Origin of the sequence: Arthrobacter sp. MMS18-M83 (genome assembly GCF_026683955.1) — a bacterium.
Lineage (GTDB): Bacteria > Actinomycetota > Actinomycetes > Actinomycetales > Micrococcaceae > Arthrobacter.
This window is the reverse complement of the sequence record NZ_CP113343.1, coordinates 3973694-3989212: the sequence shown is the minus strand read 5'-3', so window position 1 is coordinate 3989212 and position 15519 is coordinate 3973694. Positions and strand designations below refer to the sequence as shown.

14 protein-coding genes and 1 pseudogene are annotated in these 15519 nt (G+C 65.0%); 4 read left to right on the top strand and 11 right to left on the bottom strand.

Annotated elements, in window-relative coordinates; genetic code table 11:
- Nucleotides 1-3: 3 nt before the first annotated feature.
- Nucleotides 4-420, bottom strand: a complete 417-nt coding sequence (locus OW521_RS18895; protein ID WP_268021101.1) for an MGMT family protein — start codon at nt 418-420, stop codon at nt 4-6.
- 90 nt (nt 421-510) lie between these two features.
- Between OW521_RS18895 and OW521_RS18890 the strand changes: the two genes are divergently transcribed.
- The 4 genes from OW521_RS18890 (at nt 511) to OW521_RS18875 (ending at nt 4036) form a co-directional block, all read left to right on the top strand.
- Nucleotides 511-1221, top strand: coding sequence for a 3'-5' exonuclease (locus OW521_RS18890; protein WP_268021100.1), 711 nt, complete (start codon nt 511-513; stop codon nt 1219-1221).
- A gap of 341 nt (nt 1222-1562) precedes the next feature.
- On the top strand, nt 1563-2516 hold the full coding sequence (locus OW521_RS18885) for a substrate-binding periplasmic protein (RefSeq protein WP_268021099.1): 954 nt from the start codon (nt 1563-1565) through the stop codon (nt 2514-2516).
- 12 nt (nt 2517-2528) lie between these two features.
- Nucleotides 2529-3302, top strand: a complete 774-nt coding sequence (locus OW521_RS18880) for an amino acid ABC transporter permease (RefSeq protein ID WP_268021098.1) — start codon at nt 2529-2531, stop codon at nt 3300-3302.
- Nucleotides 3299-4036 carry an amino acid ABC transporter ATP-binding protein gene (locus OW521_RS18875; protein ID WP_268021097.1) on the top strand — a complete coding sequence of 246 codons (738 nt, stop codon included), beginning with the start codon at nt 3299-3301 and terminating at the stop codon, nt 4034-4036. Before OW521_RS18880 ends, OW521_RS18875 begins: the two co-directional genes overlap by 4 nt.
- A 101-nt stretch (nt 4037-4137) precedes the next feature.
- Here OW521_RS18875 and OW521_RS18870 read toward each other — a convergent pair whose 3' ends face one another.
- The 10 genes and pseudogenes from OW521_RS18870 to hemE form a co-directional block, all read right to left on the bottom strand.
- Nucleotides 4138-5112, bottom strand: a complete 975-nt coding sequence (locus tag OW521_RS18870; RefSeq protein WP_268021096.1) for a glycoside hydrolase family 3 N-terminal domain-containing protein — start codon at nt 5110-5112, stop codon at nt 4138-4140.
- Nucleotides 5113-5511: 399 nt separating this feature from the next.
- Entirely contained in the window at nt 5512-6831 is a 1320-nt protein-coding gene (gene hemL, locus OW521_RS18865; RefSeq protein WP_268021095.1) for a glutamate-1-semialdehyde 2,1-aminomutase, read from the bottom strand.
- A gap of 75 nt (nt 6832-6906) precedes the next feature.
- A complete protein-coding gene (locus tag OW521_RS18860; protein ID WP_268021094.1) occupies nt 6907-7983 on the bottom strand; it encodes an LLM class flavin-dependent oxidoreductase in 1077 nt (358 codons plus the stop codon).
- A complete protein-coding gene (gene hemB, locus OW521_RS18855; RefSeq protein ID WP_268021093.1) occupies nt 7983-8963 on the bottom strand; it encodes a porphobilinogen synthase in 981 nt (326 codons plus the stop codon). The genes OW521_RS18860 and hemB overlap by 1 nt, the downstream gene beginning before the upstream one ends.
- Complete coding sequence (locus tag OW521_RS18850; RefSeq protein WP_268021092.1) at nt 8960-9853, bottom strand: uroporphyrinogen-III synthase; 894 nt, start codon at nt 9851-9853, stop codon at nt 8960-8962. Before OW521_RS18850 ends, hemB begins: the two co-directional genes overlap by 4 nt.
- 19 nt (nt 9854-9872) lie before the next feature.
- Complete coding sequence (hemC, locus tag OW521_RS18845) at nt 9873-10868, bottom strand: hydroxymethylbilane synthase (protein WP_268021091.1); 996 nt, start codon at nt 10866-10868, stop codon at nt 9873-9875.
- Complete coding sequence (locus OW521_RS18840) at nt 10865-12040, bottom strand: ferrochelatase (protein ID WP_268025974.1); 1176 nt, start codon at nt 12038-12040, stop codon at nt 10865-10867. The genes hemC and OW521_RS18840 overlap by 4 nt, the downstream gene beginning before the upstream one ends.
- Nucleotides 12041-12105: 65 nt before the next feature.
- A complete protein-coding gene (gene hemQ, locus OW521_RS18835; RefSeq protein WP_268021090.1) occupies nt 12106-12807 on the bottom strand; it encodes a hydrogen peroxide-dependent heme synthase in 702 nt (233 codons plus the stop codon).
- 72 nt (nt 12808-12879) lie between these two features.
- Nucleotides 12880-14363, bottom strand: a pseudogene (gene hemG, locus OW521_RS18830) (protoporphyrinogen oxidase).
- Nucleotides 14364-14368: 5 nt separating this feature from the next.
- On the bottom strand, nt 14369-15511 hold the full coding sequence (gene hemE, locus OW521_RS18825) for a uroporphyrinogen decarboxylase (RefSeq protein ID WP_268021089.1): 1143 nt from the start codon (nt 15509-15511) through the stop codon (nt 14369-14371).
- Between the last annotated feature and the right edge of the window lie 8 nt (nt 15512-15519).

The window sequence follows — 15519 nt, the reverse complement described above, 5'->3', positions numbered from 1 at the left end:
GACTCACACAGTCATTTCATCATCGGGCACTGACAATTTATGGAGCTGACCCTCGAGTTGCCCGGAGATCATATCGATACTGTCGAAATCCTGATCCGTCGGAGCCCACCGGGCCAAGCCGAGGTCAACCCGCCACCGGCCCTCGCCAGTCCGCAGATACTCTGCGTAGGCGCCGTGGAGCGGCGTTCCCTCGTCCAAGTAGTGGCGCAGCGCCTCCGCCTCAAGGCCCGGCGGGGCCTCGCCGCTGGCGCGAAGGACGCGCCACCAGGCCACGGCGCTCCCGTGGTGGCTCATGACGGATCCGATCTGCCGCGGACCGCCAGAGCCCAGAAGCTCGGCAACATCCCCATAGGACACCGCAACCCCGGGCGGCATGAGGTCCACGACGGCCAGCACCGCCGTCACAAACTCCATCCGCATGCCACCAGCGTATCGTCATCGTCCGCCGCATCGTTCCGCAGGGAGTGTGTCGGTCCGGTTCTTGTCGGAGGGCGCCGGTAGCGTTGAAGCATGAGCTCCTGGAACACCCTCCCCCGCGCCGCCTTCGATCTTGAGACCACCGGACGGAACTCCCGTTCCGCGAGGATCGTCACCGCTTCCGTCACGGTCGTGGACGACGATGGCGGAGTCATCAAGGAACTCGAATGGTTGGCGGACGCTGGCGTGGAGATCCCGTTGGAAGCCAGTGAAATCCACGGCATCACCACGGAGAAGGCGAGGGCAGAGGGCCGCCCCGCCGCAGAGGTCACGCGTGAGGTTGCGGCGGCACTGCAGGAATTGTTCGACGACGGTGTGCCGGTCATTGCGTTCAATGCCAGCTATGACTTCACGGTCCTGGCCGCCGAATCCGCCCGCTACGGGGTGCCGCAACTGACCCGGTTCCCCGTGCTTGACCCCTATGTCATGAACAAGCAGGTTGACCGGTACCGCAAGGGCAAGCGGACCCTGACAGCTCTGTGCGAGGAATACGGCGTGAACCTCGATAACGCCCACACCTCCGCCGCGGACGCCCTCGCCACCCTGCGCGTGCTGGATGCCATGGCCGGCAAATTCCCGAAGCTGCAGATGCCCGCTTCCAAGCTGCACCACCTTCAGGTTGATTGGGCGGCTGCACAGGCCGCCGATTTCCAGACCTACCTGCGCAAGACCAAACCAACGGCTGTCATTGAAGGCAATTGGCCGGTGCTTCCCCCGGAAGATGCCAGCCGCGGAGAATTCTAAAGGCTTGGGTCCACGGACTGGACGCTTCTCCAAGCGTCCGCATGATGGGATGCATGTCACATTGCCGTTCGTTGCCTGAATGCCAGCTGGACGTCAGTCACGGATTCCCCCTGATGCCGGGGGATGCGGCACTTCAGGGACAAATCCCATTCAGTGTTGAATTTAATTCGGACTTTCCGGGAATCACACGTCGTATCGCCGTCAATTTATCGGTGAATAGACGAATGACATAATTAAGTTTGGCGGGTCGAGTTCTGATATTGCGGCCCAAACCTGCTTTGGCTGCGTTCCCCGCCCGCCTCGATACGAACGCGTGTTCCCCGATGAAAGTGATTTGCTTGATGAAAATCAAAGCCCTGAAGTGGTTCTCTGCTGTCCCTGTGGCTGCAGTTCTCGCCGTGTCCCTGGCCGCCTGCGGTGGCGGAGCGGGCAGCACCGGCAGCGCCTCGCCCACCGACGCCCTCCAAGGCAGCGACCAAAAGACGCTGGATAAGTACACCACCAAGGACGTCACTCCGGTGGACAAGATCGACAAGTCCAAGCTGGGCTTGATCACTGACGGGACCCTGCGCGTCGGTACGCTCTCGGACGCTCCGCCGAACATCTTCATCGATCCTTCGGGAAAGTTCACCGGTTACGACAACGAGCTTCTGCGCGCCATTGGCGCCAAGCTGGGCCTCAAGGTGGAGTTCGCCTCCACTGACTTCTCAGCGCTGCTCTCCCAGGTCAAGAACAAGCAGTTCGACGTCGGATCCTCCTCGATCTCCACAACGGACAAGCGCCGCGAGACGGTCGGCTTCACCAACGGCTACGACTTCGGCTACATGGCTGTAGTGACCAAGAGCGACTCCAAGGTCAAGGGCTTCGCGGACCTCAAGTCCGACCTCCGTATCGGCGTTGTTCAAGGCACCGTCCAGGATGACTACGTCACCAACACGCTCAAGCTTGAGCCCGTCCGCTTCCCGGACTACAACACGGTTTACGCCAACGTGAAGAGCGGTCAGGTTGACGCTTGGGTGGCCCCGTCGCAGCAGGCCACCGGCCAGGTCAAGGACGGCGACAAGACCAAGATCGCCGAGAAGGTGGTCAACACCCAGAACTTCACCGCCTACGCCGTGAACAAGGACAACAAGGCCCTGACGGACGCCCTCAACTCCGGCCTCGACGCTGTAATCGCGGACGGCACGTGGACCAAGCTCACTGCAGAGTGGTACAAGGACCGCCCGACGACCGCGGATCAGACTCCCCAGGGCTGGAAGCCGGGCAGCAAGGCCGTCCAGATCCCCGCTAAGTAACCCAGGCGTTCCATGGATCTCCAGGAAATCCTCAAACTGCTCTCTGAGACCTTCCTTGATTGGAAGGCGATAGGCGAAGTCCTTCCCAAGATGTTCGCCGTCGGGCTGCCGAACACCCTCGTCTTGGCCGTGACGTCCGGCGTCATCGGAACGGTGCTTGGCATGCTGCTCGCGCTCATGGGGATCTCCCGGAACGCAGGGGCGCGATGGATCGCCCGCGTGTACACGGATGTCCTCCGCGGGCTTCCGCCGGTCCTCACGATCCTCGTGATTGGCCTGGGCTTCGGACCCATCATCAAGCAGCTGACAGGTTCCACGAGCCCGTACCCGTTGGCCATCGCGGCGCTGTCGCTGATGTCGGCGGCCTACATCGGCGAGATCTTCCGCTCGGGAATTCAGAGCGTCGACAAAGGGCAGCTCGAGGCGACGCGCGCCCTGGGGTTCGGCTACGGCCCTGCCATGCGGCTCGTGGTGGTTCCCCAGGGTGTTCGGCGCGTCCTGCCTGCGCTGGTGAACCAGTTCATTGCCCTGATCAAGGAGTCGTCCCTCCTCTTTACCCTGGGACTCGTGGCCGCGGAGCGTGAGATCTTCCAGATCGGCAAGGACGCAGCGTCCAATAGCGGAAATCTGTCGCCTTACGTCGCGGCGGCAATCTTCTACTTGGCCATGACCATTCCGTTGACTCACTTCGTGAACTGGATTGACCGCCGCCTGCGTTCGGGCCGGCCGGAGAAGAAGGAACCGGACGAGGTAGCTGCCGTCGTCGGAAAGGGAGCCCACGTATGAGCGAGTTCGTTTCCGGAACGCTGACCGCGAAGAACATCCACCTGTCGTTCGGATCCAACCATGTCCTGCGTGGGATCGACTTACACGTCGAGAAGGGCACCACGGCTTCCGTGATCGGCCCTTCCGGCTCGGGAAAATCCACGCTTCTGCGGGTCATGAACCGGCTAATCGAACCCGAGCAGGGTGACATCTTGCTCGATGGCCGTTCGGTACTCAAGGACAACCCGGATGAACTGCGGCGGCGGATCGGCATGGTCTTCCAGCAGTTCAACCTGTTCCCCCACAAGACCGTGGCGGAAAATATCACTCTGGCTTTGCGGAAGCTGCGCGGTATGTCCAAGGAGCAGGCCCGTGAGGAGGCCTTGGCACAGCTGGACCTCGTCGGACTCAAGCACAAGGCCGATGCCCGGCCCGCCAATCTTTCCGGTGGGCAGCAGCAGCGTGTGGCCATTGCCCGCGCGCTGGCCATGAAGCCCGAGGTCATGTTCTTCGACGAGGCAACTTCTGCCCTGGACCCTGAACTCGTCAAGGGCGTGCTCGCGCTCATGGCCGATCTGGCCAAGGGTGGCATGACCATGGTGGTGGTAACCCACGAAATGGGCTTCTCAAGGAACGTGTCGGACACCGTGACGTTCATGGATGCAGGCGTCGTCGTGGAGTCAGGATCGCCCGAACAGCTCTTCACGGAGCCTCGAACCGAACGTTTGAAGGGCTTCCTTTCGGACGTGCTCTAGGCCTTACAAAGAAACCCCGGCTTCCAGGCGAACCACCCGCGCACGCGGTGGAATCGTCCGGAAGCCGGGGATTTTTCGCGTCCGGCCTAATGTCGTCCGGCCTACTGTCCGGCCTTGACTTGGAGAACGGTCAAGGCCGCGGCATCGACTGCTTTGCGGAAATCAGGATCGTTCTTCGCCCGCTCCAGGACCCGGGCGTACATCACCCGAACGGAAGCCGTATCTGCGCACAAAGCCATGGTGCCGCCCGCGGCGATGAAATTCGTTGCCCTGTCCCCCGCGCTCCAGGGCGACAGCTGCACGGCGTTGCACAGGTCATCGGACACGATGATTCCGGTAAACCCTGCGTCTGCACGCAACATGGAACGCATGATGACGGGTGAGAACGGCGCCATGTGGTCGGGATCGATCTTGTCGTAGTAGGCGTTCGAAATCATGACCCACCGGAGCCCTCCGTCAATCGCGGCCTTGAATGGAGCGAGGTAGGGATCCGTCCGGGTGGTTTCGGCGTCGCGGACGTTGGCGCTGACGTCGGTATTCAGGCTGACGCGTCCCATGCCCGGGAAATGCTTGACCACCGGCGCCACCCCTGCGTCCCGCAGCCCGGCCGCCATCGCGTTCCCGTGCTCGGACACCTCGGCCGGGGTGAAGCCGTACTCGCGCTGGAACGCCCCAATGGGCTTATTCGACGAAGCGAACTCAGGGCTGGGAACCGTATCCAGCACCGGTGCCAGGTCAACATTCACTCCGGCCTGCAGCAGCTCGGACCCCCAGTTCCGTGCGTCCGCGCGTAATTGTTCCGGACTCGATTTGCCTTGGTCCAGGGCTGCGGGAATAGGCAGGAAACCGGGTCCCCTGAGGACTTGGACGGAACCGCCTTCCTGGTCCGTCGCGACGAACAGCGGCAACCCACGCGTCGAAGCCGGCGAAACGCCCGCCTTCAGTTTTTCCACCACTGATGCCGTCGCACCAACGCCTCCCTGGCTGCGACCGGCCAGATAAATGTTGCCCACATGGTTGTTCAGGAGCTCAGCAACCGTGCCGGCATCCCCTCCGTCGGCTTTGGCTGCCACCATGAACAACTGCCCTACCCTTTGTTCCAGAGTCAAGTCCGCGAGCCGTTGCTCCGGCGTCGGGTGGGGAGGAGGGGGCAAATCAGCAGGCGTAGCAGGGGAAACAGAAGGAGACGGCGATCCTTCGGCCGGAGGGCTGGATAACACGGGCATCGGAGCGGCCTGCAGGGTACCCCGCGTCGTGGGCGAGTCGCCCGCCACCAAACCGCGGTCTGGGCCATCGGAACGCGCGATCCAGGCAAATACCCCTGCCATCAGGGCTATGAGGACAAGCACTGAAATTCTGGACGGCTTGAGCAGATGAATCATCGCCTTGTCGATTCGATCGTTGCCCGCAGCCTGCTCCGGGCCCATCGGTACGCGCACGGAGCAGGCTGCAAAACATCGGGAAAACGCCGCGTGTCAGGCAGTCGCCTCCGCGGCTGCCTTGGCTGCGGCTGGCAGTGCGTCGAAGATCCGGTTCATCGCGGCGTCGTCGTGCGCGGCGGACAAGAACCACGCTTCGAAGACCGACGGCGGCAGGTAGACGCCGGAGTCCAGCATGGAGTGGAAGAACGGCGCGTAGCGGTAGACTTCCTGGGCTTGCGCGTCGGCGTAGTTGTGGACGCCGTTGGCCGACGTACCAAAGGCCACGGAGAAAAGGTTCCCTGCGCGCTGGATCGAGTGGTCCACGCCGGCGGTGTCCAGTGCCGATGAAAGTGCCGCGGAGAGTTCCAGCGAACGGGCATCCACGAAACTGTAGACCTCGGGCGTCGCGTGCGTCAGGGTTGCGACGCCTGCGGCCATCGCCACGGGGTTCCCGGACAAGGTACCCGCCTGGTACACCGGGCCAAGGGGCGCAAGGTAGTCCATCACGTCGCCCCGTCCGCCAAGGGCCGCCGTCGGCATGCCGCCGCCGATCACCTTGCCGAAGGTCAGCAAGTCCGGCGCCCAGCCTTCCTGCCGGCCCGTGAGGCCCCAGTAGCCCGCGTAGCCGGTGCGGAAGCCGGTGAGGACCTCGTCCAGGATCAAGAGAGCGCCGTGTTCGCGGGTAATGCGGGAGAGCCCGGCGTTGAAGCCTTCGTTCGGCGTGACTACGCCCATGTTGGCAGGAGCAGCCTCAGTGATGACGGCCGCGATGTTGTTTCCGTGGGCAGCGAAGGCGGCTTCCACAGCGGCGAGGTCATTGTATGGAAGGACGAGCGTTTCAGCCGCGGCCGCTTCCGTAACGCCGGCCGAACCGGGCAGCGCCATGGTCGCGAGGCCCGAGCCGGCGGCGGCGAGGAGTCCATCGAGGTGGCCATGGTAGCAACCGGCGAACTTCACAATCAGATTGCGTCCAGTGAATCCGCGGGCCAAGCGCACCGCGGTCATCGTGGCTTCCGTACCCGTGGAAACCATGCGGATTCGCTCGACGGCGGAGACCCGCTCCTTGACGATCGCGGCGAGGTTTGCCTCGTCCGGCGTCGAAGCACCGAAGGACAGGCCACGGTCCACGGCGGCGTGGACAGCTTCGAGCACAGCCGGGTGCGCGTGGCCCAGCAGTGCCGGACCCCAAGAGCATACGAGGTCCACGTACTCGCGACCATCCGCATCGGTCAGGTAAGGACCCTGTGCGGAGACCATGAACTTCGGGGTGCCGCCCACTGAGCCGAAGGCGCGCACCGGGGAGTTGACGCCGCCGGGCATCAGCGAACGGGCGCGGTCGAACAGCTGGTCGGAAACAGGGGTGTTTGAAGTCATGGTTTCCATTCTTTCAGGGATTCGGGGCGGTTCAGGCACGTTCAGGCGCGCGTTCAGGCGCGCGTTCAGGTGCGTTCAAGGGACGGCGAGCAGTTCGCTAACCAGAGGGGCCACTTCAGTCCCGAAGAGTTCGATGCAGCGCATCATCGATTCATGGGGCAGGGTTCCGTTGCTGTATTTGAGGTCAAAACGGTCCACGCCGAGGTTCTGCTTCAGCAGCACGATTTTCCGGGCGACGGTTTCCGGGGAACCAACATACAAGGCACCCTCGGGACCGCACATGGCGTCGAATTCGCCCCTGCTGGCCGGGCCCCAACCCCGTTCAGCGCCGATCCGGTTGCGCTGCGCCAACCAGTGCGGGAACAACTCCTCGCGGGCTTGCTCGTCGGTCGCAGCGACGTGGCCGGGCGAGTGCGTAGCGATCTGCTGCATCGGGTGTCCGTATTTCCCCATTGCCTCGCGGTACAGCTCCACCAGCGGGGCAAAACGGCGCGGCTCTCCACCGATGATGGCGAAGATGATCGGATAGCCGTATTGGGCGCAGCGCAGCACCGACTCAGGAGTTCCGCCCACACCAATCCACGTTGGCAGCAAGTGATGTTCCAACGGCGGATAAACGCTCATTCCGTTCACGTTTGGCCGGGTGCGGCCCTCCCAATGCACGGGCTTTTGCGCCCGGACCCTGTCGAACAGTTCAAGCTTCTCCTCGAACAAGACTTCGTAATCAGCCAAATCCAAGCCAAACAACGGGAAGGATTCCACGAAGGAGCCGCGGCCCAGCATCACTTCTGCCCGGCCGTTGGAGAGAGCGTCAACGGTGGAGAAGCGTTGGAAGACCCTGATGGGGTCATCAGAACTCAGCACGGTGACAGCGGAACCGAGCCTGATCCGTGATGTGCGGGCGGCTGCGGCCGCGAGGAACACCTCGGGCGCTGAGACAGCGAAGTCGCGGCGGTGGTGCTCCCCCACGCCAAAGGCGTGAAGCCCGACGGCGTCCGCCAGTTCCGCTTCCGCCAGCAGCTCCCGCAAAACCTGGGCGTGCGGTTTCGGGTTGCCGTCCGCGTCCAATCCGGCGTCACCGAAGGTGTTCAGTCCGAGGAGGATCTCCGTAGGAACCACCGGGGCCGTGGGAGTGGAAGCGGTTTCGGTCATCAGGACTCCTTGAGCCAGCCGGCAAGCTCGGACGCCCAGTACGTCAGCACCATGTCGGCGCCGGCCCGTTTGATGCCGAGCACGGATTCTGTGATGGCGCCGCGGCGGTCGATCCAGCCGTTCGCGGCAGCCGCTTCGATCATGGCGTATTCACCGGAAATTTGGTAGGCCGCCACGGGGACAGGGCTCATGGCGGCGACGTCGGCCAGGATGTCGAGGTAGCTCATGGCCGGCTTGACCATCACCATGTCCGCGCCCTCCTCGAGGTCGAGTTCCACCTCGACGATGGCTTCCCGGCGGTTGGCAGCATCCATCTGGTAGGTGCGGCGATCGCCCTTGAGCTGCGAATCCACGGCCTCACGGAATGGGCCGTAGAAGGCCGAGGCATACTTCGCCGCGTACGCGAGGACGGCGGTGTTCTGGTGTCCGGCAGCTTCCAGGGCCTGGCGAATCACGGCGATCTGGCCATCCATCATTCCGGACGGTCCCAGGACATGGGCGCCGGCGTCGGCCTGCGCCACTGCCATCTGGGCGTAAATCTCCAGGGTGGCGTCGTTGTCCACGTAACCGTTGGCGTCGAGGACCCCGCAGTGACCGTGGTCCGTGAACTCGTCCAAGCACACGTCGCCCATGACCACCAGGTCATTGCCGACTTCGGAGCGGACATCGCGGATGGCCTTGTTCAGCACGCCGTCCGGATCCAGTGAAGCGGTGCCGCGGGCATCACGGACTGCGGGAACACCGAAAAGCATGATTCCGCTGACACCGAGTTCCACGGCCTCCGCAGCGGCGCGCTTCAGCGAGTCCGTGGTGTGCTGCACGACGCCGGGCATGGAAGTGATCGGAGCCGGCGCGCTGAGTCCTTCGCGAATAAAGGCCGGCAAGATGAGGTCCGCGGGCGCCAATCGGTGTTCAGCCGTCATCCGGCGCATGGCGGGGGTGGTGCGGAGCCGGCGGGGCCGGTGGTTTGGAAAACTCAACTTTCGTTCCCTTCGGTTGCGAATACGGTGCGTAGGGCGGCCACGATGCCGGCGGGTGTGGGTTCCTTGGCGGTTGCCGCAACCGGGAGGCCGAGAGCGGCAGCCTCTGCCGCCGTCGAGCGCCCGATCGCGATGAAGCGGCAGTCTTCCAGCGGAGCAAGTGCGGCGTGGATGCGGCGCGCTGCACTGGGCGAGGCGGCGACGACGGCGTGGAGCCGGCCGCTGGATAGCTCGGCTTTAGCGGCTGCCGGGGTGAGCTCCGGAGCCCCCGATGCGGCCCCGGCTTGCCAACCGTTCGCCGCGACCAAGGCAGCCGTGAGTCGGCGTTCGGGGTCGGCCGGGTAATCCACGGTGTGGTAGGCCGTGACGGCCTGGACAACGGCTCCCTTGGCTTCGATCCCCGCCGCCAACACTGCATCGGCGATGTCCGCTTGCGGCAACAGCACACTGACAAGGCCTGTGGGCCAAACCGAGACGAGTCCTGCGGCAGACTGGACATCCTCCGGCGCGAGGTCCACGGGGATGCCCTCCGCTTCGAGGACCCTCCTGCTCGACGGGCCAATCGTTGCGACCCTGACCGAGTCCGGAATCAGTTCCTTCAACTCCAAGCGGCGTTCGGCCGCCTTTTCCTTCAGGGCGCGCACAGTGGTGATGCTGCTGACCACGAGCCAGCCATATGCACCCGCGCGGAGGGCGTCCAGCGCGACCTCGAGCGAGTGCTGGTCCCGGGCACGCTCGAAGTCGATCAACGGAAGCAGGAGCGGTTCGGCGCCAGCGTCCCGCAGGGCAGCGACGAGCGGGGCTGCACGGTCCGGACTGCGCGTCACAAGGACCCGGGCGCCTTCAAGGGCCCGGGTCTCCCCTGACTTCACCGCGCTGTGCCGTCCCATGGTCTCCTGTTGGCTCCGGTTATCGGGAAGCGGCAAGATCTGTGATGTCCGCAGCACCCGCAGCAAGCAGGAGCTCAGCGACTTCGATTCCCAGCAATGTGGCACCCACCTCAGTGAGGCCGTCCGTGGCTTTCTTCTCCCTTACGGTCTTGCTCCCATCCACGGCGCAGACAACGGCTTCCAAGTACAGCATGCTGCCCTTGCGGTAGGCATAGGCGCCAACGGGGGCAGCGCAACCGGCTTCGAGGCGGGCCAACACGGCGCGCTCCGCAGTGACGGCCAGGCGGGTGTCCTCGTCATTCAGAGCGGCGAGGGCCTGGGCGAGGGCATTTTGGGCGCCCTGGGAACCTTCCAGCGAGACGGCCTGTCCGGGAGCATCCGCCGTGCGGCACTCGATCGCGAGCGAGCCCTGCCCCGGCGCGGGAAGCATGACGTCGGTTTCGAAGAATTCAGTCACGACGTCGAGCCTGCTGATCCGGTCCAGTCCCGCCGCGGCGAGAACGACGGCGTCGAGATCGCCGGGGGCGTCCTCCGGGTTGCCGGCGAGCCCCGGAACACGGCCCAGCCGGGTGTCCACGTTGCCGCGGATGTCCACGACGTTAAGGTCCGGACGGGCGGCGCGAAGCTGCGCGGCGCGGCGCGGCGATCCGGTGCCGACCCTTGCGCCTTCCGGAAGATCCGACAGCTTCAAGCCATCGCGGGCGCACAAGGCGTCCCGGACGTCCACCCGCTTGGGCGTTGCGGCAATGGTGAGTCCTGGAGCCGCACCCGTGGGGAGATCCTTCAAGGAGTGCACAGCGACGTCGCACGCATTCGCCAACAGCGCGTCACGAAGGGCGGCGACGAACACGCCACTGCCGCCCATCTGGGACAGGGAGCCCGTCCGGACATCGCCTTCGGTCTTGATGCGCACCAGTTCCACGGGAAAGCCCCCGACGGCGGCCAGCTGGTCAGCTGCCTGCTGGCTCTGGGTGAGCGCGAGTTTGCTCGCGCGGGTACCGATCCGGACGGTCATTTCGCGCCTTCTCCTACGGGGTAGGCATCATGGCCGGTCCCGACGGTGGTGTCTGCACCCGCAATCGTGGGCTTCTCGCCGCGGAAGTTGGCGCAGCAACCGGGCCGGCAGACGTCGTACCACGGACCCAATCCGGTCATGGCCGGGCGATCGGCGATGTTGTTGGCAACCGTCCGCTCACAGATGAGGTCCACCAGGCCGGAGACGAACTTGCGGTGGGTTCCCGGGGTGGGAACCCTCGTGGCGGCTAGCCCGAAGTTCTTGCAGGTTTCCAGTGCCTCGGTGTCCAGGTCCCACACCACTTCCATGTGGTCGGAGACGAAGCCGAGCGGAACGATGACAACACCCTTGATCCCCTGCCCGGCCAATTCCTCAAGGGCATCGTTGATGTCCGGCTCAAGCCAGGGAACTTGCGGAGCCCCTGAGCGGGACTGGTAAACGAGGGACCAGGGCGCGGTGAGCCCGGATTCGGCTTCAACCCGCCGAACCACCTCGGCGCCTGCGGCCAGGTGCTGGGCCACGTAGGCCGAGTCCTGCTCGAACTCGCGCGGCTCGGCGTCCGAACGCCCGGCGGCTTCGGCGTCACGGGTTGGAATGGAGTGGGTCGCGAACAGGATGTGGATCGGAGCGTCCTCGAGACCGGCTGCGGCGAGTTTCGACTGCACTTCTGCGAGCCCCGCCGCGGTTCCTTCCACGAAAGGCTCGACGAAGCCGGGGTGGTCGAAGTACTGGCGGACCTTGTCCACCTCGAGCTTGCCGTCAAGGCCGGTCTCGGTCAGCGCGATGCCGATGTCCTCGCGGTACTGGCGGCAGCTGGAGTAACAGGAGTAAGCACTGGTGGTGACCATCAGCAGCTTGCGGTGGCCGGCGTCGTAGGCTTCCTGGAGCGTTTGCGGAAGGTAGGGGTCCCAGTTGCGGTTGCCCCACAGCACGGGAAGGCCGATGCCTCGGGCGGCAAGCTCTGCCTCCAGGGCGGCCTTCAGGTCCCTGTTTTGCTGGTTGATGGGGCTGATGCCACCAAACGCTCGGTAGTGGTGGGACACCTCTTCGAGGCGCTCATCCGGGATTCCGCGGCCGCGGGTCACATTGCGCAGGAAGGGAATGACGTCGTCCTGGCCTTCGGGCCCGCCGAAGGAGGCGAGGAGAACGGCGTCGTACTCTTTGGGAGCCATGCGCCCGGCCTCGGTGACGTCATTGACCTCAGTAAGGCTGGCTGGCCCGGTGGAGTGTCGGCCGCTCACGCGAGGACCTCGGCGATCTCCGCGGCGGTGATCCGGCGGCCGGTGTAGAACGGGATTTCCTCGCGCACGTGGTTGCGGGCGTCGGTGGCCCGCAGGTGGCGCATGAGGTCAACCAGGTCAACCAGCTCAGGCGCTTCCAGGCCGAGGATCCATTCCCAGTCGCCCAAGGCGAAGGAGGACACGGTGTTGGAGATGACCTGCGGGAAGTCGCGGCCCAGCATGCCGTGGTCGCGCAGCATCTTGCCACGCTCTTCGGCCGGCAGGATGTACCACTCGTAGGAGCGGACGAACGGGTAGACGCACAGCCAAGTGCTGGGTTCGACGCCACGGGCGTAAGCCGGAACGTGGTTCTTGGCGAATTCGGCTTCGCGGTGGACGCCCATGGCGGACCAGACAATCTCGGTGCCAGCGAACAGCGCGCTGCGGCGGATGTCACGAACGGCCTGCTGCAGGGCCTCGGGCTTGGCCCCGTGGAGCCACACCATGACGTCGGCGTCGGAACGCATGGCGGAGACGTCGTAGCTTCCGCGGAGGACCACGCCGTCCTCGGCGAGCTTGGCAGCCAGCTGCTCGAAATCCTGGACAGCATCGGCGCTGCGCAGGACATCGCCCGACCGCTTGAAGACGGTCCACAGCGTAAAGAACTGCTCTTCGGATTCGGCAGTTTTAGTGACAGATTCGGCAGAAGTGTGGCTCATGGTACAAGTCTGCCCCGTGGATGCCGCTAAGTCGAAATGCACCACTTCTACAAGACGTAGAAGTGGTGCATTTCACAAAATTGCATCGATTTGCGCAAACGTGTCGGCAACTACAGCAGCCAGGCCGTTTCCAGCGAGCCAGCCGCCCACAACCGCCAGGCCCCCGGCTTCGGAGCAGGTGCGGCGCACCTCGGCAACCCGCTGTTTGTGACCAACCGCGGCGAACGGCAATGCACCCGCCCATCGGACCACGTCCCAATCGAGCACGTCTTCGCGGACAATCGGCACGGTCAGCAACGTCGAGGCATCACGGAGCGCAGCCTCAAACAGAGAATCGTCATCGCGTGAGGCGACAGAACGCGCGGCCGCCAATTCAACGACGTCCGCCCCTTCGCCCCGCCCATAGGAAAGGCGCAGCACATGGGTGCCGGGTCCGGCTTCTTCGGCCAGCCAGTCCCATTTGGCCGTGGCATGCGTCAGGGCCTTCGCCTCGATTCCGGCGGTTTGCGGCGCCACCAGGATTCCGGTTCCGCGGGGGCGTCGGTCCAGTTCGGGCACGTCCACCACCAAGGTCACCAGGCTCACCAGCGGGCCCGCCACGGGACGCAACCCGGACAGCTCCGGAAGGGCGTCCTCCAGTAGCCCGACGGCGGACGGACCGTCAAGCGCCACCACCAGCCGCCCGGCGTCGTACGTTTTGTGTGCGGTGGAAACCTGCCAGCCGCTTTCGGTGCGGGCGATCGAGTCCACCCGGGCACCGGAAGTCAGGGTGACACCTTGGGAGCGCAGCTCCGCGACGAGGGCGGTGATCAGGGTGTTCATCCCGCCTTTCAAGCCGCCGACGGCGGATCCGGCCTTCGCCTCGCCCGTTCCGTTTTGCCCCGAAGTAGCCTTTCGCTGGTTGGCCACTGCAGCGGCAAGCGAACCGTGCTCACGCAACGCCGCACGGAGGCCTGGGGCTACCATGTCGACGTCGAGCAGTCCGGGATCGGCAGAGTGGACTCCGCCCACCACAGGTGCCACAAGCCGTTCAAGCACCCGCTTCCCCATCCGCGCCCGGACCAATGCAGAGACGCTCGTGACCGCGGCTGAGGTACCCACTGATGCGGGCAAATAGCGGTCGAGGGAGGCCCTTAAGGAACCGGCTAGGCCCAAGGAGCGGCGGACTTCCGGGTCCCAGGGATTCGCGGGAATTCCGAGCACCCCGGTCTTGGGGAGCTCCTGCGGGCCGTCAGGCAACTGCACCCAGGCGCCCCCCGGATGTGGCGCGACGATATTGGAACCGAGCCCAAGTTCGCGGGCAAGATCGGCCACTGCGGTGGACCGGGTAGCGAAGGACTCAGCTCCGCTGTCCAGCTCAAGGCCGGCCACGGTATGGCTTCCCACGCACCCCCCCACGCGTCGCTCGCTTCGAGCACCGTGACTGTGATTCCTGCTTTGGCCAATCCGCGTGCCGCGAGGAGGCCGGCAATACCGCCGCCCACGACGACGGCCGTCAGCCCGGTTTGTGATGTCTCGGGAAGGGGGTGTTCGGGCTTTGGGTGTGCCCCGCGCATTCCGGCTACCCTGCCGGGATCGAGTGGATGAGTTCCACTACCCGGGTCAGGACTGCTGGGTCTGTCTCCGGGGGCACGCCGTGTCCGAGGTTAAGGACGTGGCCCGGGGCCGTAGAGCCGGCGGCGATCACCTCACGGACGTGCGCTTCCAGGACGTCCCACGGCGCGGAAAGGAGCGCCGGGTCAATGTTGCCCTGCAGAGGGACGGTGCCGCCCAGTCGTCGGTTCGCTTCGTCCAACGGCAGCCGGTAGTCCACGCCCACGACGTCCACTCCGACGGCCCGCATGGCGACAAGCAACTCGGAGGTTCCCGTGCCGAAGTGGACCAACGGCGCGCCGAGGTGGCGAACGTGGTCAAGGGCACGGGTCGAGGCAGGAGCGACGTACTTGGTGTAATCGGCCAGGCCAAGAGAGCCCGCCCAGGAGTCGAACAGCTGCCCGGCAGACGCGCCGGCTTCCAGTTGGGCGCGCAGGAACATTCCGGAAGCATCCGCGGCCCAATTGGCCAGGGCGGTCCAGGTTTCCGGATCGGCGTGCATCATGGTGCGCGGACCGAGGTGGTCCCGGGACGGCTTGCCTTCCACCATGTACGCAGCGAGAGTGAACGGCGCACCTGCGAAGCCGATCAGTGGGGTGGCGCCAAGCTCCGCCACGGTCAGGCGCACGGCCTCGCGGATCGGTTCAAGGGCTTCCCACGTCAGCTGCGGCAGCGCGGCGACGTCGGCCGCGGTGCGGACGGGCTTGTCCAGGACGGGCCCGACGCCGGGCACGATGTCGACGCCAACTCCCGCCAGCTTGAGGGGAATGACGATGTCGGAGAAGAAGATCGCTGCGTCCACGTCGTGGCGGCGGACAGGCTGCAACGTGATCTCCGAGGCGAGCTCGGGACGCAGGCACGAGTCCAGCATCGCAACGCCTTCACGGACCTTGAGGTATTCCGGCAACGATCGGCCGGCCTGGCGCATGAACCACACGGGACGACGGGACGGCTTGCCGCCACGGTAGGCCTGGATCAGGGGCGAGTCTGCGGTGCGGCCATCCATGAGGGGGTGGTTTGCGTCAAGGCTTGAGGCGGCGATGCCGGAAGCGCCGGCGGCGGACACAGGGTTGGCCGACACGGAGTGAGGCAATGCAGAACTGGAAGTCATGCCTTCGA